23 protein-coding genes are annotated in these 22,108 nt (G+C 39.4%); 8 read left to right on the top strand and 15 right to left on the bottom strand.

Annotated features, from left to right (window positions below):
- Positions 1-257: 257 nt before the first annotated feature.
- Together HHA42_RS09185 and HHA42_RS09180 are read right to left on the bottom strand one after the other, a co-directional pair.
- A complete protein-coding gene (locus HHA42_RS09185) occupies positions 258-614 on the bottom strand; it encodes a NirD/YgiW/YdeI family stress tolerance protein (RefSeq protein WP_168419244.1) in 357 nt (118 codons plus the stop codon).
- Positions 615-699: 85 nt separating this feature from the next.
- Positions 700-2,457, bottom strand: coding sequence for a GspE/PulE family protein (locus tag HHA42_RS09180; protein WP_168419243.1), 1,758 nt, complete (start codon positions 2,455-2,457; stop codon positions 700-702).
- A gap of 191 nt (positions 2,458-2,648) precedes the next feature.
- On the opposite strand from HHA42_RS09180, the gene HHA42_RS09175 reads away from it, so the two are divergent.
- Positions 2,649-3,908, top strand: a complete 1,260-nt coding sequence (locus HHA42_RS09175; RefSeq protein WP_171525587.1) for a DUF4010 domain-containing protein — start codon at positions 2,649-2,651, stop codon at positions 3,906-3,908.
- Here HHA42_RS09175 and tsaA read toward each other — a convergent pair.
- A complete protein-coding gene (gene tsaA / locus HHA42_RS09170) occupies positions 3,905-4,660 on the bottom strand; it encodes a tRNA (N6-threonylcarbamoyladenosine(37)-N6)-methyltransferase TrmO (RefSeq protein WP_168419242.1) in 756 nt (251 codons plus the stop codon). The two genes, HHA42_RS09175 and tsaA, sit on opposite strands and share 4 nt — an antisense overlap.
- Before the next feature lie 102 nt (positions 4,661-4,762).
- Between tsaA and HHA42_RS09165 the strand changes: the two genes are divergently transcribed.
- Positions 4,763-5,542, top strand: a complete 780-nt coding sequence (locus HHA42_RS09165) for a ferredoxin--NADP reductase (RefSeq protein ID WP_168419241.1) — start codon at positions 4,763-4,765, stop codon at positions 5,540-5,542.
- Between the two features lie 69 nt (positions 5,543-5,611).
- Here the strand turns inward: HHA42_RS09165 and HHA42_RS09160 are convergent, their stop codons facing one another.
- The 3 genes from HHA42_RS09160 to HHA42_RS09150 all read right to left on the bottom strand — a co-directional run bounded on the left by HHA42_RS09160 (position 5,612) and on the right by HHA42_RS09150 (position 6,912).
- A complete protein-coding gene (locus HHA42_RS09160; RefSeq protein WP_168419240.1) occupies positions 5,612-5,797 on the bottom strand; it encodes a hypothetical protein in 186 nt (61 codons plus the stop codon).
- 21 nt (positions 5,798-5,818) lie between these two features.
- Positions 5,819-6,073 carry a hypothetical protein gene (locus HHA42_RS09155; RefSeq protein ID WP_168419239.1) on the bottom strand — a complete coding sequence of 85 codons (255 nt, stop codon included), beginning with the start codon at positions 6,071-6,073 and terminating at the stop codon, positions 5,819-5,821.
- A gap of 218 nt (positions 6,074-6,291) precedes the next feature.
- Positions 6,292-6,912, bottom strand: coding sequence for a cation transporter (locus HHA42_RS09150; protein WP_168419238.1), 621 nt, complete (start codon positions 6,910-6,912; stop codon positions 6,292-6,294).
- A 326-nt stretch (positions 6,913-7,238) separates the two neighbouring features.
- Here HHA42_RS09150 and yegQ point away from each other — a divergent pair, with 326 nt between their 5' ends.
- On the top strand, positions 7,239-8,618 hold the full coding sequence (yegQ, locus tag HHA42_RS09145; protein WP_168461162.1) for a tRNA 5-hydroxyuridine modification protein YegQ: 1,380 nt from the start codon (positions 7,239-7,241) through the stop codon (positions 8,616-8,618).
- A 28-nt stretch (positions 8,619-8,646) separates the two neighbouring features.
- On the top strand, positions 8,647-8,916 hold the full coding sequence (locus HHA42_RS09140; RefSeq protein ID WP_168419236.1) for a YfhL family 4Fe-4S dicluster ferredoxin: 270 nt from the start codon (positions 8,647-8,649) through the stop codon (positions 8,914-8,916).
- Between the two features lie 214 nt (positions 8,917-9,130).
- On the opposite strand, the gene ahpF is transcribed toward HHA42_RS09140, so the two are convergent.
- From ahpF to HHA42_RS09105, 7 genes are all read right to left on the bottom strand, one after another.
- Positions 9,131-10,696 carry an alkyl hydroperoxide reductase subunit F gene (gene ahpF / locus HHA42_RS09135; protein ID WP_168419235.1) on the bottom strand — a complete coding sequence of 522 codons (1,566 nt, stop codon included), beginning with the start codon at positions 10,694-10,696 and terminating at the stop codon, positions 9,131-9,133.
- Between the two features lie 253 nt (positions 10,697-10,949).
- Entirely contained in the window at positions 10,950-11,867 is a 918-nt protein-coding gene (locus tag HHA42_RS09130; protein WP_168419234.1) for a hypothetical protein, read from the bottom strand.
- 51 nt (positions 11,868-11,918) lie between these two features.
- Positions 11,919-13,046, bottom strand: coding sequence for a toxic anion resistance protein (locus HHA42_RS09125; RefSeq protein ID WP_168419233.1), 1,128 nt, complete (start codon positions 13,044-13,046; stop codon positions 11,919-11,921).
- Between the two features lie 34 nt (positions 13,047-13,080).
- The gene (locus HHA42_RS09120; RefSeq protein WP_168419232.1) at positions 13,081-13,872 is read right to left on the bottom strand and encodes a tellurium resistance protein; all 792 of its coding nucleotides are present in this window, start codon (positions 13,870-13,872) and stop codon (positions 13,081-13,083) included.
- Between the two features lie 204 nt (positions 13,873-14,076).
- The gene (gene rnk / locus HHA42_RS09115; protein ID WP_168419231.1) at positions 14,077-14,481 is read right to left on the bottom strand and encodes a nucleoside diphosphate kinase regulator; all 405 of its coding nucleotides are present in this window, start codon (positions 14,479-14,481) and stop codon (positions 14,077-14,079) included.
- A 162-nt stretch (positions 14,482-14,643) separates the two neighbouring features.
- Positions 14,644-15,897 (bottom strand): serine hydroxymethyltransferase, encoded by a 1,254-nt coding sequence (gene glyA, locus HHA42_RS09110; protein WP_019836649.1) that lies wholly within the window; start codon positions 15,895-15,897, stop codon positions 14,644-14,646.
- A gap of 177 nt (positions 15,898-16,074) precedes the next feature.
- On the bottom strand, positions 16,075-17,337 hold the full coding sequence (locus HHA42_RS09105) for an alpha/beta fold hydrolase (protein WP_168526251.1): 1,263 nt from the start codon (positions 17,335-17,337) through the stop codon (positions 16,075-16,077).
- 248 nt (positions 17,338-17,585) lie between these two features.
- Between HHA42_RS09105 and HHA42_RS09100 the strand changes: the two genes are divergently transcribed.
- The 3 genes from HHA42_RS09100 to HHA42_RS09090 all read left to right on the top strand — a co-directional run bounded on the left by HHA42_RS09100 (position 17,586) and on the right by HHA42_RS09090 (position 19,698).
- Positions 17,586-18,284, top strand: coding sequence for an exonuclease domain-containing protein (locus HHA42_RS09100; RefSeq protein WP_168419229.1), 699 nt, complete (start codon positions 17,586-17,588; stop codon positions 18,282-18,284).
- 107 nt (positions 18,285-18,391) lie between these two features.
- On the top strand, positions 18,392-19,111 hold the full coding sequence (locus HHA42_RS09095; RefSeq protein WP_168526249.1) for a hypothetical protein: 720 nt from the start codon (positions 18,392-18,394) through the stop codon (positions 19,109-19,111).
- 224 nt (positions 19,112-19,335) lie between these two features.
- Entirely contained in the window at positions 19,336-19,698 is a 363-nt protein-coding gene (locus HHA42_RS09090) for a hypothetical protein (RefSeq protein WP_168526247.1), read from the top strand.
- Positions 19,699-19,836: 138 nt separating this feature from the next.
- Here the strand turns inward: HHA42_RS09090 and HHA42_RS09085 are convergent, their stop codons facing one another.
- Together HHA42_RS09085 and HHA42_RS09080 are read right to left on the bottom strand one after the other, a co-directional pair.
- Entirely contained in the window at positions 19,837-20,055 is a 219-nt protein-coding gene (locus HHA42_RS09085) for a hypothetical protein (RefSeq protein WP_168419226.1), read from the bottom strand.
- 526 nt (positions 20,056-20,581) lie between these two features.
- Positions 20,582-20,779, bottom strand: coding sequence for a hypothetical protein (locus tag HHA42_RS09080; RefSeq protein WP_168461177.1), 198 nt, complete (start codon positions 20,777-20,779; stop codon positions 20,582-20,584).
- 501 nt (positions 20,780-21,280) lie between these two features.
- On the opposite strand from HHA42_RS09080, the gene HHA42_RS09075 reads away from it, so the two are divergent.
- Entirely contained in the window at positions 21,281-22,012 is a 732-nt protein-coding gene (locus HHA42_RS09075; RefSeq protein ID WP_168526245.1) for a Fic family protein, read from the top strand.
- Positions 22,013-22,108: the final 96 nt, after the last annotated feature.

Here is a 22,108-nt window from a genome sequence, read left to right as displayed (position 1 = left end):
AAAATACAAAAGATAATCATTTAAATCTCTAATAAATACCCACCTTGCCACTACTGAATCGACATAGACAAAATGAGAACTTATGCAAATATTTGTCTATATTTTTAGTTATAGTTAATTACTCTGTTCATTATTAAAATCATTCGTGCTTGGAATAAGCCTTAAATTAATAAAACCACATACACCTTATGGCGTATGTGGTTTTTTAGTGAGATCAAGACGATGTAAAATGAATCTTGTCTTTACACTGCACAAACTTAGTAGCGCACCTGATCTACATCAATTTCAACACGTTTTGCAGGTTTGTGGTCTACATCCACTTCACCAATTAAAGTTACAGGCGTTTTGGCAGAAACTGCTTTGCCATTCCATAAATCATCATCAATATCAACAGTGATGGTGCCCGTGCTATCACGGAACTGATATTTTTCATCACCAATGGCTTTAACGACATAGCCTTTTAACTGCACTTTGCTGTCATCTTTTAAGCTTAGGGCTTGTTTCACCGTCACATTTTTATGCAGTGCTTGGGTGTTAATAGTGTCATCTGCCATCGTAACTGATGCTGCTGCCATTAAACCCGCCATCAATACTGCTTTCATTGTAAATTTCATTGCTTCACCTTTTTTGTGTGGCTCATTTCGTTAAATGTATTAAAACAAAGTAAGATGAGCTGAATCTTAAGATTGCATCATTTTTTTAATTTAATGGCACCACACGCAATACTTCTTCTAATGTAGTCACGCCTTCCAAAACTTTTCGTGCGCCTGCAATACGCAAGGGTTCAATCCCCTCTTTTTTAGCTTGCTGACGCAATTCATTTAAATTGGCATTAGCGCTGATCAATTGTTTGGTATCCAAACTTAAAGGCATAAATTCGTAAATTCCGACTCGACCTTTATAGCCAGTTTGACGACATTCATCACATCCAACCGGTTTAAATACCTGTGCTGGCATTTCCATAATGTAGTCAAAGGTCAAATGTTCCCAATCTTTTTCATTGATTGAGCCTTCCTGTTTACAGTGTGGGCATAGTTTACGCACCAAACGCTGCGCCAAGACTCCTAAAATTGTGGCGGCTGTTAAAAACGGTTGCACACCCAAATCATGCAAACGAGTCAAACTTGATGGTGCATCATTGGTATGTAGTGTAGATAAAACCAAGTGCCCTGTGAGCGCCGCTTGAATTGCCATGTTTGCCGTATCATGATCACGAATTTCCCCGACCATAATAATGTCTGGGTCTTGACGCATTAAGGCGCGTACCCCATCGGCAAAGCCAAGATCAATTGCGGTATTGACCTGCATTTGGTTAAAACTCGGTTCTAACATTTCAATTGGGTCTTCAATAGTACAGACATTGACTTCTTCTGTGGCCAATTGCTTCAGAGAAGAATACAAGGTGGTGGTTTTACCCGAACCTGTTGGGCCTGTCACTAAAATAATGCCATGACTATGTGCCGTCAGTGCATACCATTCGTTCAGTAAGCGACTGTCAAAACCGAGCTGCTGAAAGCTGCGCACCAGAACTTCAGGATCAAAAATACGCATGACCAGTTTTTCACCAAATGCCGTGGGTAAGGTCGATAAACGCAGTTCTGTTTCTTGTCCTTTAGGTGTTCGGGTTTTTAAGCGTCCATCTTGCGGCTTGCGTTTTTCAGCGACATTCATGCGACCTAAAATTTTAATTCGGGAAATTACTGCTGTGAGCGTATTGGCCGGCATGTTGTAGATGGTATGCAGCACCCCATCAATACGAAAACGCACTTTACCTGTGTCTTTACGTGGTTCTAGGTGTATATCACTTGCACCCTGCTCAAAGGCAAATTGCAGCACCCAATCCACCAATTTCACAATATGCTGATCATTGGCATCTGGGTTTTGGGTGTCGCCCAATTGCAATAATGCTTCGACCCCTTTATTTTCACGGTCATGCGCAGAAGATTTTTGCGAAGAATGAACAGCGCGACTGACTTGGTAATATTCAACCAAATAACGCTGCAGTTGATCTGGACTGAGCAAAACTCGCTGAATTTTTTTAGGCAATAAACTACGTTCTAAATTTGCGACCCATTCATTTTTATAAGGTTGGTCTGTCGCAATCAGCACCGCATCTGCGGTAATTTCAACGGCTAATATGCGATTACGCAATGCAAATTCTTGTGACATCACTGCCGTTAAAGCAGCAACATCGGCTTTTAGAGGATCAATAATATAAAATGGTAAGCCTGCTTTATCGGCCAGCCACTGGCATAAACGGTTGAGGGTAAGTGTCGTTTGGGGATGGCTTTGATCGACCAAATTAAAGTTTGCAATCCATTGCAGCGGATGCCATTTTAACTGGTCACGCTGACGATGCGTGGTTTGTACCAAAGCCTGATCGCGCTCGGTAATTTTGCCATCTTTGACTAATTGTTCTAAGCACCAAGTACTGTCTATCTCAAAATTAAAATTCATTGTTATTTGCCCCAAAATCTGGGTTTACTATAGCAGAGTTTACTTTCAGGACTGAATGTCTTCTTCAACTCATGTATGCCGTATTGTTTAATCTAGTCAGGAATTTACTGGAAAAATCGATTCTTAAATAGCGATAAGCGCATTTCAAATATATGATGTTTAAAATAGCGTATTGTATTTGGAATGTTGCAGTGGATTCACTTACACCACCCTCTTTAATCACAACCAATTTCCCCGAACTGCTCACCATTTTTGCAGCAGCGCTAGGCTGTGGTTTACTCATTGGTTTAGAGCGTGAGCGCAGCAAGAGAAATGGACAACATCATCACTTCGCGGGAGTGCGTACCTTCGGTATTTGCTCGCTGTTAGGTGCAATCTGCTTTTTATTTGGCACACCGCTCGCTATTGTGGGTGCACTGATTGTTGGTGGAATTGGTTTGTACTCCCTTAAAAACCAAACGGAAGATGACCCCGGTGCAACCACCGAATTGGCCTTTGTTATGACCTATTTTATAGGCGCATTGTGTTTGTGGAATATTCCACTTGCTGCGGGTTTGTCGGTTATTTTGACTGGCTTACTCATGACCAAACACACCATGCATGGTATTGTCAGCCAATGGATTACCGAAGCAGAACTGCGTGATGGCTTGTTCTTATTGGCCCTAGTGCTGATTGCTTTGCCATTGACTCCCAATACACCTTTATGGGGCAATGTCCTTAATCCTTATGTGATTTTAAAACTGCTGATTTTAATTTTAAGTGTGCAGGCGTTGGCACATATTGCTAAACGCTTACTTTCCAGCAGTAATGCGCTCATGCTTTCTGCCATTGCTTCAGGTTTTGTTTCCAGTACAGCAACCATTGCTAGTTTAGGCATGGAAGTGCGTGCAGGTCGTGGTGATGCACGTGCTAATGCTGGTGCAGCTCTGATGTCTTGTGTTGCAACACTTGCGCAAATGCTAATTATTGTGGCGGGAGTCAATTTGGCATGGTTTAAGCTGTTAATTCTGCCATGTTTAGCAGGAATATTGGTGCTCACTGTTGCAGGGGTATGGCTGCTCAAAAAGCATAAAAGCACCACAACAACAAAACCTGAAACCGACACACGTATGTTCAGCCTAAAAGAAGCTGCAATAATTGTAGCGACTTTAACAGCCATTCAAGCAATGGTTTACGGCTTAGAACAAACCTTGGGCGATGCAGGCTTAATCATTGGGACCTTACTCGCATCTTTATTTGAAGTTCATGCCGCCATTGCAACAGTGGTGATGCAAGGCCCACCTAGCCAGCAAACATTACTCTATGCCTTAATTTTAGGTGTGGTTGCGCATGCCATTGCCAAATGTGTGAATGCTGCGCTGATTGGTGGTTTGCGATTTGCCTTATATTTTGCCCCGACCCAAATTTTACACATGCTGGTTTTGGTCGGTATTTTATATATGTTGGTTTAATCCGTATGAAGTAAGACGATTTTGCAAATATAAACGCAGTTCAGATCAACTTTAAAACTCACATCAAAATCTGCAAAACGCATATTGTAAATTCGCTCAGGGTCATCCTGATATGCAGGTCGTGGGTCTAAAGCCAAGACCTGTTCCAGTTCCTGCACAATCTGCGGCTGCAACAAGCCTAAACTGAGCAACTCAGCTTTTTGTATTTCAGCAGTCTCCATCCACAATACTGTTTTTCGTATCGGCTCATCTTGCGCATAGCCACTTTGTGCATGAGGCACAGCATCTGAATATTGAATATAGGGCTTAATGTCTAAAATAGGCGTACCGTGGAGTAAATCTGCCCCTGTCACATAAATTCGGAGTGACTTACCCACTTTTTTGACCTGTTTAAATTGCACCACAGATAAACCAATGGGTGCAGGACGATACATACTGCGTGTCGCAAAGACACCTATTTTTTGATTACCGCCTAAACGTGGCGGGCGCACTTGGGCACGAAACTTATTGTTTTGCTGGGTTGATGCTGTTTGCTGATCTTCAATTTGATTTTTATTGTCATGAAACTGCCAAATTAACCATAAATGACTAAATGCTTCAATCCCTTCAAATGCCAGTGCATCATTATACGGCGCCTGCATTTCAATATAAGATTCGACCTGTACCAGATTCGGTTGACGAGGAATACCAAATTTTTCTCGGTAGGGAGAATGCATAAATCCGATTATTGGCATTTTTAGATCAGTCTTCATCACTTTTTCTGATAAGCTCAATTAAATATATTCAGTTTATAGAGAATGAATTTAGATTAGAATAGCAAGCTGTTCTAATTTGATAATTTATTGAGACCTTTAATGGCTGCTTTCAACGTCGAAAAGATTACTCACGTACACCACTGGAATGACACCCTATTCAGTTTTAAAACTACCCGTGACACGTCACTGCGTTTTAAAAACGGTCAATTTGTGATGATTGGTCTGGAAGTCAATGGCAAGCCCTTAATGCGCGCTTACTCAATTGCCAGTGCTAATTATGAAGAAGAACTAGAATTCTTCTCTATTAAAGTACCTGACGGCCCGCTTACTTCAATTTTACAAAAAGTGAAAGTTGGCGATGAGTTACTTGTTTCTAAAAAGCCAACAGGAACTTTGGTACTTGACGATTTAAATCCAGGTAAAAACTTATACTTGCTTTCATCTGGTACAGGTTTAGCACCGTTCTTAGCAACCATTCGTGACCCAGAAACGTATGAACGCTTTGAAAAAGTCATTGTCGTACACGGTACTCGTTTTATTTCTGAATTGGCATATCAAGACTTAATCTTAAATGAACTGCCAAATCATGAGTTTTTCCAAGAACTTGGTATTCGTGAAAAACTTGTGTATTACCCAACAGTGACCCGGGAAGAATATCCAAACCAAGGTCGTGTGACTACAGCAATCGAGTCTGGCGAAATATTTGAAAAAATTGGTTTACCACGTTTTAACCCTGAAACTGACCGTGCAATGTTATGCGGTAGCCCTGCTTTCTTAAAAGATGTTGCATCTTTGCTTGATCAGCACGGTTTAAAAGAATCACCACGTATGGGTGAACTAGGTGACTATGTGATTGAACGTGCTTTCGTTGAAAAATAATTGAATGTAGAAATAGTCTATTTAAATAAAAAACCGAGCATTGATGCTCGGTTTTATATTTAATATCAATTAGCGTACACTACGGCCTTCTTGGTTGGCACGCCCTTCACAGTGTGCACCACCGCCAATTACAAAACCACGCTCTGCTTGACATGAACCAATTACACGACCACTCGAATCATAAGTCGTAACTTTTGAAGCACAACCTGTCATTAAAATAGCCGCTGTTAATGCGATTAAACTAGAAATTTTCATTGGATTACCCCTCTTAAAAAATTAATCTTGTTGCAGCGAAATCTGCGTATTGGTCGGTACGGCAGGCAATAAACCCGTACGTTCATCTACTTTAGAATAGTTAATCCCTTGTAAATTGGCACCGCCATAACACACCGCTTTTGCCCCTAAAATAAAGCCCTGTGTCGCCACACATGAACCAATTACCTGCCCCGCAGTGTCATAAGTAACAACTTTAGAACTGCAACCAGCCAAAGCAACTAGGCTTGCTATAGAAATTAGTTTGATTAGTTTCATTAAACCCTCAATTCAAAAAAAATAATAAATATAATTTTTAAAATCATTTAAAATACATCAATTTATTTTTAATTTTAGATATATATTATTTTTTGTAAATAGCAATTCAGCATAACTTTCAAATATTTTTGACGTCAAATTCAACTTTCTCAACCATTAAAAAAACTCAGGAAAGTGTTTGACCTGAGTTTTCTAAATTAGATTTAAAATTTATTCTTTTATTCAGGCACATTCATCCGTCTCTCCGCCAAGGCTTGTTGAATCACATGATAACCTGCGGTTAAACCTAAACTGGCCATAATCACTGCTACCACAAGGTCAGGGATTAAACTGCCTGTGCCAAACACACCAATGGCCGCTAAAATCACTGCAAAATTACCAATCGCATCGTTTCGGCTACACAGCCAAACCGATTTCATATTTGAATCACCATCACGGAAGGTAAATAAAATATAAGCAGTAAATACATTGGCCAACAAAGCGATTGTGCCAATAACACCCATGGTCATGGCTTCAGGAGGAATGTCTTGCACATAGGCATATATCACCTTGCCCAACACAACAACACCGAACAAAGCCATAGTCATACCTTTCAGCAATGCCACTGTAGCACGCCAATATAAACTTGCGCTCAGCACTGCCAGTGAAATACCGTAATTCACAGCATCGCCGAAAAAGTCCAGCGAATCTGCCCATAAAGCAGATGAATGTGCATAAGCACCACCAATCAACTCCACCACAAACATGCTCAGGTTAATCACCAAAGCAATCCACAGTGCTGTTCTAAATTTACTGTTGGGTTTAATGGGTGCAGGTTCATGACTACAAGTACAGGCCATAGATACACCTTCTTTCAAAATACAACTGAGATGATGCTGCTGATTTAAAAAGACAAACTAGTCTTTATTTCATTTTAACAAATAAGATTATGCCTTGCTGATGATTGAGCAAAACTGTCATATTTAGCTACCCTGATCAATCTGCAGCATTTCTTTTTGAGTTCATCACTTATTTTTAAATTTTAATCCACAGCAAACCTATCTTTGATATCCAAATATTGATGGTCAACATGAGTTTTCTTCTGAATCCCGAGCTATTTACTAGGTTGAATCCTAAATTTAGATTCATACAATAAAGCCATATTTCTGCTATTGCTTTTTTGATCATGACCATTTCCCACGTCACCGAACTTCTTTCTCCTGCTGGCTCTTTAAAAAATATGCGCTATGCCTTCGCTTATGGGGCAGATGCTGTCTATGCAGGGCAGCCGCGTTACAGTTTACGCGTGCGCAACAATGAATTCGATCATGACAATTTAGCCATTGGCATTCAAGAAGCCCATGAATTAGGTAAAAAGTTTTATGTAGTGGTCAACATCCAGCCACACAATAGCAAACTGAAAAACTTTATTCGTGACCTAGCACCTGTGGTGGCGATGCAACCTGACGCCCTGATTATGTCTGACCCAGGTCTGATTATGATGGTGCGTGAAAACTTCCCTGACATGCCTGTGCATTTGTCGGTACAGGCCAATGCCGTGAACTGGGCCACGGTGAAATTTTGGCAGAATATGGGACTCACTCGTGTCATTCTTTCACGTGAGTTGTCGATTGATGAAATCGAAGAAATTAAAAACAACGTGCCTGGCATGGAAATTGAAGTATTTGTACATGGCGCATTGTGCATGGCCTATTCAGGTCGCTGCATGCTTTCAGGCTATATGAATAAACGTGATGCCAACCAAGGTGCATGCACCAATGCCTGCCGCTGGGAATACAAAATTCACGATGCTGTTGAAGATGAAACAGGCGACGTGATTCCTGTCAAAAATATTTCAGCAGAAGCCGATGCAGATGAACAGCACATGCAGGCGCAGCATCAATTCAACGAACCTGTACTGTTACAACGTAATGAAGAAGATATGTTTGCTGCCGAAGAAGATGAGCACGGCACTTACTTTATGAATTCTAAAGATTTACGTGCGGTACAACACGTAGATCGTTTAACTAAAATGGGTATCCACTCCCTTAAAATTGAAGGTCGTACCAAGTCTTATTTCTACTGTGCACGTACCGCACAAATTTACCGTAAAGCCATTGATGATGCGTTGGCAGGTAAACCATTTGACCCAGCGCTTATGACACAGTTAGAAGGTCTAGCCAACCGTGGTTATACCGAAGGTTTCTTGCGTCGCCATGTTCACAGCGAATACCAAAACTACGAAACAGGCTCATCTAGTTTTGATCATCAACAATTCTGTGGTGAAGTTTTAGAGCGCAATGGCGACTATATTAAAATTGATGTGAAAAACCGTTTTGTGGTGGGCGACTCGTTAGAATTGATGACACCACAGGGCAATATCTACTTCAACTTAACCGAAATTAAAGACAAAAAAGGTAATTTGATTGAAGATGCCAAAGGTTCAGGGCATATTGTAGAAATTCCTGTTCCTGCGGATGTTGATATGCGTTATGCCCTGCTCATTCGCAACCTGCCAAATTCGACTGCCGATATTTCTGCGTCTTCTTTGGCCTATCAAGCCTAAGTGGCAATGAACTAAGCGAGTTTCTGCAATGGCACTACTGATTACCGATCAATGCATCAATTGCGATATGTGTTTGCCCGAATGCCCGAATGAAGCGATTTATGAAGGCGAAAAGGTCTATGAAATTGATGTAGATCGTTGCACGGAATGCGTTGGATTTTACGACTATCAAACCTGTGTATCTGTCTGCCCAATTGAATGCATTATTCCGCATCCTGAGCATGTAGAAACCAAGGAGCAACTGCAAGAAAAGTTTAAGCAACTGAATCTGTTTGGACAAAATAATCCAAGTCATTAAAGCAAGCCTGGAACTATCTTCAGAAAGTCCAATCGTAACTTAGAAATAAAGCGGACTATTTAAGAAAAAAAGAACTGAGTTGTTAGCCGACTCAGTTCTTAAAACAAAAAATAGAATAAATAATCAAAACTGTGCAGATACGCACTTTAGCGAATATAGCGCCTGAGTATTGGGGAACTCAGGCGCTATCCTTTTAGTTAGAGGGGTTCAGCACTTACTGACCTGAACGGATGATGTAATCGAATGCTGAAAGTGATGCTTTCGCGCCTTCACCAGTTGCAATAATGATTTGCTTGTACGGTACAGTTGTACAGTCACCCGCAGCAAACACACCTTTTACATTGGTTTCATTACGCTCATTAATTACAATCTCACCACGATTTGTTAGCTCTACTTTTGACTCTTTTAAGAAGTCCGTATTTGGCAATAAACCAATTTGTACGAAAATCCCTGCAAGTTCAACTGTATGCTCTTCATCTGTTGCGCGGTCTTTGTATTTCAATGCAGTGACCTGTGCACCATCACCAATCACTTCAGTCGATAACGCATTGGTAATCACGGTTGTATTTGGCATGCTGTTTAATTTGTTTTGCAAGACTTGGTCTGCACGTAATTTAGTATCGAACTCAACCAAAGTCACATGCTCTACAATTCCTGCAAGGTCAATCGCAGCTTCTACACCAGAGTTACCACCACCAATTACTGCAACACGTTTGCCTTTAAACAATGGGCCATCACAGTGTGGGCAATACGCTACACCACGAGTACGGTATTCTGCTTCACCCGGTACATTCATTTCTCTCCAACGTGCACCTGTAGATAAGATGACCGTTTTCGATTCAAGTACCGCACCATTTTCCAAAGTCACTTCAACCAAACCATTGGCAGTTTCATCAGCACCTTTAATTGCAGATACTTTTTGTAGATTCATAATATCTACATCGTATTCACGCACGTGTGCTTCCATTTCTGCTGCAAATTTTGGACCTTGAGTTTTCTGGATTGAGGTAAAGTTTTCAATGTCCATCGTATCCATAACCTGACCGCCCATGCGCTCAGCCACAATACCGGTACGGATACCTTTACGTGCAGAGTAAATTGCAGAAGTATTACCTGCAGGGCCACCACCAATCACCAAGACATCAAACGCTTCTTTGGCATTCAATTTTGCAGCATCTTTGCTTGCAGAATCTGTATCCAATTTAGCCACAATCTCTTCAAGTGTCATACGACCTTGACCAATATGGTTGCCATCTTGGAATACCATTGGTACAGCCATAATTTTGCGTTGCTCAACTTCGTCTTGGAAGAAAGCACCATCAATCATGGTTGCAGTTGTACCTGGGTTGTAAATCGCAATCAGGTTCAACGCTTGCACCACGTCTGGACAGTTATGGCAGCTTAGCGATACAAACACATCAAAGTTAGATGCAAGATTTAATTCTTTGATTTGCGTTAAAACTTCATCCGATACTTTTGGTGCATAACCTGAAGTTTGCAATAAAGCCAAGATTAATGAAGTGAATTCATGTCCCATTGGCAAACCTGCGAAAAATACGCGCGGTTGCTCACCTACTTTTGCAATCCCAAAACTTGGTGCACGTGAATTTTGACCGTCAAAACGTGCAGTAACTTGAGGCGAAAGTGCCGCAATTTCTTCGACCAATTCTTTAATTTTGGCAGATTTATCTGAACCATCTAAAGTCGCCACAAGTTCAATCGGGCTTTCAAGACGTTCTAATAAAGTTTTAAGTTGTGCAGAAGTATTTTGATCTAACATGGCTAACGTCTCCAATGGAGTAAAATTATGTCGTTGAAGTTATCTTACGAAAATTTCATGTATAGGTGAAACGGTTTATTTTTATATTTATGATCGTTTTTTCAAATGGTTGCTCAATTTTACAAATACTGCATAAAATTTAGCGACACTCATTGAACACAGCAACTACACCTAAATCATTCATATTTCACAATAACATAATTTAGGTGTGACTGCTGAAGCGATTACTGTGAAATCACATTTTAATCCAGCTTTATTCCAATCTCTGTTGAATACGGTAGATGCGCTGCTGCAAGTGCCATGATAAAAACCACAAAAATGCCGAAACAATTGCCATCATAACAATGAGCGCAAGACTAAGATAATGTGCCACTGTATTGAATTGTTCGGCTTGCTGCACTTGTTTACTTACACTTTGTGCCATAGGCGTTAGTGCTTTTCCATAAACCTGTTGCTGCATCGTCCATAACTGCTCAGGCTTAAAGCCATAATGTAAAAACTGAGGGTCTAGCTGTTCTGCTTTAACCAAATTCAGCACTTGTGGAATAGCTGCATCTTTATCTGCAGGATGATGCATCAGCGCAGTTTGTGCCAACAAATAGGCTTCCACTGGTGCAGCAAGGTCGGCCTCTTGTAAATAACGTGCCAGTTCGCTTTCCTGAATATTGCGCTCATAATGCACAATTTTGGCATACACATCCTGCGTATCATCTTGCAGATCATGCTGTACATAGCTCAAAGCCGACCATAACACAATAAAACTGATTAACCAGCCTACAAATTTCAGCACAAAAGACTGAAAGCGAATATAAAAAAAACGTATTTTTTTAAGCAAATAAATAAGGAAAAATGCGCCAATGAATGAGACCGATAATTTCAGTATCAGCCAGCCAAACCAAGACAACAAGCTAAAAAAATAATCAGGCTGCTGCCCTAAATTGGCTAATGTCGCATCCACACTTGCTGGCATGTGTAACTGCTGAACTTCAGTGCTTAAGCCAAAAAAACTATAAATTACGTCTTGCTGAATAAAAAAGCCGATCACCGATGCTAGCAAAAGTGTCATAGACACTACTGCCAAAATACCCAACTTTTTTTGGCGCTGCTGTAATGCCACAACACCTGTTTGCAACTGTTGTGGCTGGATGGCATATTCATCGAGTGGTGGCAAAATTAAACTCCTATTCAGCAATTTTCAGATTAAATTTACAATACCTGCCCATTAATGGCCTGAATGTTGACTGGAACTAATGACCAGTTGATTCAGATTATCCTGCAAAGCACGCAGACGTGTAGTTGCTTCGGCACGTTTTTGCATCCCCTCTTTTTGCACCTGAATCACATCATTAACCGTTTTAATGAGGGTATTTTGTACGTGTTCAAGGGTTTCAATATCAATCACCGAACGTTGATTGGCTTTGGCGGTATCTACAGAATTTTGATGTAATAAGTCTGCATTACGGCGTAGCAATTCATTGGTGGCATCATCAATACTGTTGGCCAACTGCACACTATTTTTCTGCTCGTTTAGAGAAATTGCTAAACTGATCTGGTTTTTCCACGCAGGTAAAGTAATGTTCTTAATCGCATAAAACTTATCGACCAACATTAAATTATTGGACTGAATAATCCGAATCATAGGTAAAGTTTGCATGGCAGATTGCTGCAACACTTGTAAATCACTGACCCGTTTTTCCAAATTATTGGCAAGATGATTCAGGTCATAAATTTTTTGCGTTGTGGTTTGGTCTTGGGGTTGTGCTGAAAATTCAGCGAGTTGCTGCTGAATTTCCTGCTGCTTTAGTTTGCCCGCTGCAATATAAACTCCTAGTTGCTTATATTCATCCTGCACACCCTGAAACATTTGATCAAGCGTGTTTACACGGGTTTTTAAACCATTTTGTGAGCTTTCAATTTCAGTGACTAAACTATCAATCTGCTCTTTGGTACTGTTAAAATTTTGATCAAAACTTTGCTTAGCGCCTTTGAGTTTATTGAATAAACCACCTAAGAAACCACTACTTTTTTGTGGATTTAAAATACTGTTGGTATTTAACTGCTGTGCAACCTGCACCACCTGATTTAGCTTTTGCCCAGTCACATCTAAATCTTTATTTTGTACTAAGCCTAAAAGCTCATCGGTATAAGCTGAGGTTTTACTGGCAATATTTTTTCCATATTCTGCAACTGCGTGATGATTCAAATCACTCAGTTCTTTACGCGCAGCCAATACCTCTTGAAAGTCTTCAGTCTGCAAACCAATTTCCTGCAAATTAAGTTGCTGAAACTGCTGTTCAGCCTGCGCATCACTCACTTGTACAGATACCTGATGTTGCTCAGAAGTTGACATATTTTTACCTCTCTATAGTGCAAGACTGAACGCATTACGATTGCGCAGGCTTTTCTAAGGATTTTCTTAAACTCTTAATTAAATGTTCACGACTATGATCCAGCTTTTCTAACTGACTGTGCGAACCACTTTGCTGACTTTGTTTAACATGATATTGCCATGCAGGAATCAACACCTGTTGTGCTTCTTTAAAACGGTCTAACAAACTAAAAGAAAGTTGCTGTGAAAGTTGCATTTGTGTAATGGCAATATCATTGCTGCTCTGCAACGTCTTTAAACTATAAATTTTCTTAGCTAGTCTTTCGTTAAAATTGTCTAAGGGATGCTGATTACGCACAAACTTAGGATATTCCAATAAAAATTCATCAGCCGCTTGAATATATTTGGCCATTTGCTCACGTAAACCAATGAGCTGCTGAAAACGTGATTGGGACTTTTGAATCTCAATTTGCAACTTCTGACTCAGCCCATCTGCTTGCTGCAATAATGTATCTAGACGCTTATAGTATTGCACCTGCCCTGCACCATATTCCAAATCTATACCCAGCCACTTTTGCAACGCATTAAACTTACGTTGTTTCAACACTTTTTTAGAATTACCCAGTGCCTGAATAAGTTGCTCAATGGTCGCACTCAATTGTTGGGTTAAATGCGGGTCTACACCATCCAACAGTACTGCCTGTGCCTGAATCAGCTGATCTGCATAATGATTTAAACGATATTGATCATTCAGCAAAGGCACCAAGTCATTACGCTGAATAGCCAACAGCTCAGTACGATCGACTGGAATATCTTGCAAGGCTGGTAAAATTTCAAACTGAGACATAGACCAATACAACCCTCGTTTCTGATTTTATAGTACGTGTTTTATGGCTAAGGTCATGTAATATTTTGCAATTTTTTATTTCGATCTGCATTCAAGGCTAATTAATATTCGTGCTCACTCATCCATGTGTTAAAGCCTAATTGATAATTTCAGTGCATAAAAAAGCCATGATCTACATGGCTTTTGAATGTTCCAAACGCAGGATTATAAATAATCCCCTTCGCGCTCTGGTTGATACAGAATTTTCTCAATCTTGACTCTCATCAAATGACCGTCTGGCTGTGGCCATTCAATTTCTAGCCCTTCAGCTAAACCTAAAATGGCCGTGCCTACAGGTGCAACCACATTCACCTGTCCTTTCTCACCTTTAAAATCATGTGGATAAACCAAGGTAATTTCAGTCGGTTCTTTTGCAGGTGCAATGGTAATCAACGCACGGGCATTCATACTCACTACATTTGCAGGTACGTCTTGAGGAGCTACAACTTCGGCACGTGCTAACTCATCTTCTAAATGTTGCATCGTAGGCGTCAATTTTGGTTGATGCTCAAGCATTGTTTCCAAACGATGCAAATCTTGTTCTGAAATAATAATCTTTGGTTTAATCATTTACTTATATTCCTGTCATTAGACAAACACTGAATCAATCAGCTTATCTACCCTCATATTCAATACGCTTAAGTTATAACAGAAATTCAGCTTATTGAATGAAGAATCATTTTTTAACATCCATAAAAAAAGCCCCTTGAGGGGGCTTTCTCAAGGATGTGCTTATTTTGCGTAAACTGGGAATTTCGCGCAAACAGCTTCAACTTTTGCTTTTACAGTATTAATTACAGCTTCGTCGCCTTTGCTGTCAAGAATGTCTGCAATCCAACCTGCAAGATCACGCACTTCTGCTTCACCAAAACCACGTGTTGTTACTGCTGGTGTACCAATACGGATACCAGAGGTTACAAATGGAGAACGTGGATCATTTGGTACTGAGTTCTTGTTAACAGTAATGTGCGCCGCACCTAACCATGCATCTGCATCTTTACCAGTAATATCTTGCTTGATTAAAGAAAGCAAGAACAAGTGGTTTTTCGTACCGCCAGATACCACATCATAACCACGTTCAATAAGAACTTCAGCCATTGCTTGTGCATTTTTCACAACTTGTTGCTGATATGCTTTGTATTCAGGTGCCATTGCTTCTTTAAAGCAAATTGCTTTTGCTGCAACTGCGTGTACCAATGGGCCACCTTGGTTACCTGGGAACACGGCAGATTGTAATTTTTTCTCGATTTCTTCGTTGGCTTTAGCAAGAATCAAACCAGAACGTGGACCACGTAATGTTTTGTGCGTGGTTGTTGTTGTTACGTCTGCAATTTGAACAGGGTTAGGATAAACACCTGCTGCCACTAGACCCGCAACGTGAGCCATATCTACGAATAAATATGCGCCTACTTTGTCTGCGATGTCACGGAAACGCTGCCAATCTACAATTTGGCTGTACGCAGAGAAGCCCGCAACGATCATGCGTGGTTTGTGTTCAAGCGCCAAACGCTCTACTTCTTCGTAATCAATTTCGCCAGTTTCTGGGTTTAAGCCATATTGAATAGCGTTATACGTTTTACCAGAGAAGCTTACTTTTGCACCATGAGTCAAGTGACCACCGTGAGCCAAGCTCATACCCAATACAGTATCGCCTGGGTTAAGTAAGGCTAAGTAAACTGCAGAGTTTGCTTGAGAACCTGCGTGTGGTTGAACGTTAGCATAATCTGCACCAAAGAGTTCTTTAGCACGGTCAATCGCCAGTTGTTCAATAATATCTACATACTCGCAACCGCCATAGTAGCGTTTGCCTGGGTAGCCTTCTGCATATTTATTGGTAAGTTTTGAACCTTGTGCTTCCATTACTGCAGGTGAGCAGTAGTTTTCAGAAGCAATTAACTCAATATGAGCTTCTTGACGCGCATCTTCATTGGTGATCGCTTGAGCTAATTCTGGATCAAATTCGGCAATAGAAATATTGGCAAACATTAGCGAGGTCCTATTAATTTAGGGCTTTTAAGCCGTGCTAAGATTGGCGCGTATTGTAGCATAAAGTTTGCGAACTGAGAGAATGAACTTTGCTCAGTTTTACATAAAAATAGCTCATGTTTCAGATAAAACACGAGCTATTTCAGGTCAAATCAATCTTTATCGTAATTCAATGACTTATTGAATAGGCATTAACGATTGCACATCTTTAACAATCTCATCCATATTATTCACATACACCGAACCATGATCCCATTTTTGCTCTGCAGGTAAATCATGATCAGTGACGTAATGAATTTTAGTTCCCATCCCTTGAGCTGACTGAACCAAGTAATCCGTGACTTGTTTCGGTACAGTTGGATCTGCTGTTCCTTGATAAATAAATATAGGCGTGCTGATTTTCACTTTTAATGGCTGTGAACCATGGGTTAAGAAATCTTTAACTTCAGGGATGGTCGTCATGAAATTTGGTTGAGTACGTGGATAACCATCCAATGTTCCATACGTCTTTACATGCGTTAGCATTGACTGAGCCATACTCCCACCTAATGTTTCATAACAGATAGACTCTGCCTGAGCAGCAAGTTGATCTGTTGGTGATACAAATATTTCAGAATATTGCAAGGTTGGAGCAGTATTTCTTAGTCCCGCAGCAATTAGAGCAGTAAACGTATCTAATGGCACAAGTGTCTGTACTTTCTTTATTACATCTGGCTCTTGAGTTGCTTTTTGTTCACCACCCGCCAATACCAACGCTAAATTTGATGCAGGTGCGATAGCTATGGCACCCTTATAATTTAACTGCGCACGCGATGCATACTGTGCTGCACCTAAAGCCGCATGTCCACCCTGTGAATGTCCAACTACACTCCATCGCGTTTCTGCAGTATTACCCAAAAGCTTGCTTGCAGCGACAACTGCATCTGTAATCGAATACGCTGCACTTTTTAAGTTTAAAAATGGATGTAATTCTTTACCGCTCGGTTCACCTAAACCTTCATAGTCAGGTGCAACAACGGCATAACCTGCAGCCAATAGTTTAGCAATGAAATACTCATTTCCATTTAGACCTTGACGGCTCGGCGCACACGCATCTGCCACTCCTGTTGTGCCATGCGCCCAAACTACAAGTGGCCATCCGCCCGCAGGCTTAACTGTTTGAGGGGTAAAAACAAGTGCAGTTGCCTGAGTTTCATGTCCATTTACCCCTAACATTTTATAAGTCATCAATGTTTTAGAGGCACTTACTGTATCTAAAACATTATTCGCATTGGCACCCTGATCTAAATAAGGCTCTGTTTTCACGACAGGGGCACTAAAATTATATTTCGGAATGCCATCCTCAATAACCACAACACTCGTATCGTCATGATCATCATTACACGCAGTTAAAAACAAACTGCTGCTGGCTAAAGCCACACTTAACCATATTTTATTCATTCGAATGCCCTTCTCTTACTATTTTTATAAATGCGTCCTTCGCAAATTATAGTTGTACGCTTTTTTAGCAACTCAAGCAAGATTATGACAATTAATATGCAAATGTATTTTATTTAAAATTAAATACTTACAAATAAAATGCAAGATTCATCACACATCAAATATCCAACATCAATCTAATTCAATTTGTCATACGTACATGCAAATGTTAGATTGCTTTTTTCACTATTCAGCAAGCGAATCAGGACATGCAAGCCATTATTCTCGACACCGAAACCCATACCTTAAATGGTCAACCGATTGAGATTGCCTATGCCCCTATTCAAATTGAAGATGGAAAAATCAGCTTAGATAAAAGTCAAATTTTCGATCAGCTGTATCAAGTCGATGAGCCGATTTCATTTGCAGCGATGGCAGTTCATCATATTTTAGAGTCAGATTTGGTCGGTCAACCACACTACAGCAGTTTTGAGTTGCCTGCTGAAACGACTTATATCATCGGTCACAATATTGATTATGATATTCGTGCACTGGAAAAATGTGGTGTAGATACCCGTAATATCAAAGCGATTTGCACGCTGGCATTGGCACGTCGTGTTTGGCCAAATGCCGAAGCTCATAATATTTCAGCCTTAATTTACATGATAACCAAAGGCAGTGAAAAAGCCCGAGACATGATTAAAAAAGCACATCGTGCCGATATGGATATTATTTTAACGGCCAATATTTTGATGCATGAAGTTCATCAACTCCAAATTAAAAGTCTTGAAGAGTTGTATGTCGCTTCTGAAGAAGCGCGTATTCCACAAATCATTAATTTTGGTAAACATCGCGGGACTGCAATTGCAGAACTCCCTGCAGATTATGTGCAATGGTTATTACGTCAAGAAGATTTAGACCCATACTTACGCAAAGCCTTAGAAAATACCCGAATTCAAACTTTATAAAAGTTTCAAGTGAAATTTATTGCATTTACTTGTCATAAATTGTTCATATTAATGTAATTATCAACATTTAAGCTGTGCCTTAATTTATTGGGGAATAAATTAAGGTCATGTTTAATTATCAAAAAACTCAACTCGGTTTAGATGCTTTACAACAACGCACACGTGATTTAAATGCACGCCAACGTCGTTTGTTGGTACTCATAGGTACTGAAGATTTTGATTTATTGGGTGATCAGTTCAAGCAACGTCTTGCACCACCTGAACTCATTGAGCAGCTTTTAGATATGCAACTCATTGCCCCTGCTGCACTTGATGAAACCCCAGACTTAACACTTACGGCAACAATCGAAAATACACATCAAGCAGAAACTATTTCTGCCCCGAAGGTTTTTCAAACTGAAATTCAAACTCATCTTTCCAGCGCTCCTCAGCCCACTCATGCAGAAAGTTTGGCAGAGCCGATTCAAACACAACATTTACACCTTACCCCACCACGTGTAAATGCAGAAACATACGCTGAAGCTATAGCAACCACAGAAACAGCTGTGGACGAAAAAACTGTACAGCATGAAACAGCGCAGCCTGAAATTTCAGCCTTAAGTTTTGAAGATGTTAAATTTTTGATGATGGATACTTTGCAGCGTCATTGTGGGCTCATGGCCAAGCAATTAATTCAGCGCATTTTACAATCTCAAGATATTCGCAGTTTAAAATTATGCCAAATGCAATGGATTACCTCTTTGCAAGAAACACGTTTGCCACCTAAAGAGTTAAATCGAGTTTTGCAGCAAATTAATTATTCTTTACAGAAACTTAATCCTGCTTAACGCTTAGATTTATTTAATTCACTCTAAGTCTTTTAAACGATTAAAAAACCATAAAAAACTTAGGTCTATTTTATTTTTTTATTATTTTTCATATAGATTTGAAATCTAAGATAGACTGTAAGCATAGTATTCCAGCATAAACCAAGACTTTAGATGCATAGCCCTTAGCAATACAAATCAGCGATATAGGGATTATCCAAAATTGTTGAAACCAGGGTTTAGGCATGGGCAGCGCATTTTTTTTAGAGTTTGATGCTTACGACAATCCAATGCAATTAAGTAAAGTGGGCAATTGGGTTATTACGTTTATAAGCCCAAAAGACCAAGAGCATCAAGTACAACTAGCAATCACCAATGTATTGCCACGTCAAATTTCTGCACAACTGCAACCTCGCCGAATTGTGATTCAACAAAGCGCTGATGCGCAGCAATGGCAAATTCAGCAAATTGAATGTTTTGATAGTCAGACGAATCAGGAAATTAGTTTTCAAGCCAAAGATACAATAGGACAAACAGTCATTCAGAGAGTGATTCAAGAATTTGATAAATACGATGTAAGTATTCAGCTGATTGAAAATGGTAAATGATCAAATCGAATCGATTGATATTTTAATAATAAAGTTGATCAGCATATTGCTGCATTTGCTTCTGTAAAAATATCGACCCAAAACAAAAGAAGCTCATCAAGGTGAGCTTCTTTAAACGAGTCTTGGAATCACAAAAATTTACTCCAAAACACGGAAAATACTGTCAGATTCACGACTTTCAAATAAAAGTTCGATACTTGGCAAAATCACTTCACCTTCTACAATAATATGTTCAATTTTGTGGAAAAGTGCCAAACCTGCGGCCAATGAGCTTTCTGGAATATTACGCAGCAATGCCTTTGCTTCGTAAATATGGCTGAATTGGTCCTTAACTTTAATATCGACTAGTTGCGTCATTGTTGTTCCCTTTTTTTCTTGACGGAAATTTTTTATACCATAGCTTATAAATTTTTTAAAAAAGTGAGATGTTAAATTGTTTGACAATGTAGTAATTTTTTAAAGAAAAATTTAATTATCTTTATATTTCAACATCATATTTTTTAAAATTTTTATTTACAACTCACAAATGCACTGTAAAGTTGCTTGGTTTTTATTCTAGCATAGAAAAAGCTCGCATTGCTGCGAGCTTTTTTATGTTGGAAGGCTAGTGCTGATTTATTGTTTGAACCTATGTTGCAAACTCAACGAGCTGTCATTGATCCGTCCAACTTCATCGTAGCGTCTATTTCATTGAATGACCTACTGTAGTTTTAATATAGGTAAAGTTTTTGATCGCCACAAGGCCCTACTACATTTCAATACGATTGCTCAGCACAAATCATCTTGATTAGTTTGGTATTTACTGCATAATTTTATGCGCTTGCCACAACAAGCAAAATATATATAACTACAATGCAACCTCAGTAAAAAATTAATTAAATTCTTACTCTATCAATTCAATTTCATAATCAACATCTTGCACCATATCTTTGTTATACATTTTCGCCATAGCAGTAGCTGCTGCATAGTCATAAAATAAACCTTCAGCAACCGCTTTACTTCGAAATTCTGTTGTACCAATTTCATTATCATGTGGCACAAAATAAAGATTTTCTGGTATGAGTTTAACGATATAGCCCATCTAGCAGCCCTCAGATGTTTGAGTTTTTAAAATATGTGAGCTTTATAGGCTGAAATAATCAAACACGCTATGGCAAATAGCATCGAACGTTTATCTTAATTTTTTATATACTTTTCAAGTATTTTTATATTTCAGCTAGGTTGTGCTTTTCTTTTATGGAAATTTGGTGCGCTCAGCGCGCACCGAAATCTGCTGCTATCATATTGTTTTATATTGATAAAAACAAAAGTCCATTGAGCTTTACCGTAAAAAATACCGTATAAATATTATTTACTTTTTTCATATTGCTAATTTGAAATTTATTGACCAAATTTTGATCCAAATCAGATTTAGTGTATTGAATCACTTAGAAATCTTGTTCAAATCCTAATTCAGGATTTGAAATGATGTACTGATTATATCAATATTAAAAGCACCATAAATAGTAATGATATAACATATCATTTCTTCAATATTCTTTTTTGATGTATCATTCTTTTAGACACATTCAGGGACAAGGTAATGTTTGAAATTATTGATGATTTAAAAAATAAATTAGATCAGCATCGCCCCCTATCACCAGCAATAGTAAAAAATTTACAAGAAGATCTTATTGTACGATGGACCTATCATTCGAATGCAATTGAAGGCAATACACTTACATTGCTAGAAACAAAAGTCGTGTTAGAAGGCATAACTGTCGGTGGGAAGGCATTAAGAGAACACTTCGAGGCAATTAACCATAGAAACGCTATTTATTACGTTGAAGATATTATTCGAAAAGAAGAACCATTTTCTGAATGGCAAATTCGCAATATCCATCAACTCATTTTAAAAAATATTGATGATGATAATGCTGGCCACTATCGCCAACAAAATGTCCTAATCTCTGGTGCCACGTCTACCCCGCCTGATTACACATTATTAAATGACAAGATGGCTCAGCTAGTTGATTGGTATAGTAATGACGCACATAAATTTCATCCTATCGAACGTGCAGCCAAAGTACATGCTGATTTTGTAGGTATTCATCCATTCATTGATAGCAATGGCCGTACATCACGTCTATTGATGAATCTTGAATTGCTTAAAGCTGGTTATCCCCCTTGTGTAATAACAGTTGAAAACCGATTGGCCTACTATGAGGCCCTAGATCAATGGATGGCTTATGGAAAAACTGAAGCATTTATCCAGTTGGTTTCTGAAGCTGTACTTGAAGGATTTAAACCTTATCAAGTTGTATTGGGCATTTAATCGGCTTGATCGGTTCAATAAAGAACGTGTATACAGCGCACTGGGTTATGTATCGCCTTTTGAGTTTGAAGCAATGTACTATGATAAGATTAATCC

The organism is Acinetobacter sp. A3 (assembly GCF_012371415.1).
In the GTDB taxonomy this organism is placed as follows: Bacteria; Pseudomonadota; Gammaproteobacteria; order Pseudomonadales; family Moraxellaceae; genus Acinetobacter.
Note: the sequence above shows the minus strand (reverse complement) of the source record. Positions and strands in the feature narration are given on the sequence as shown.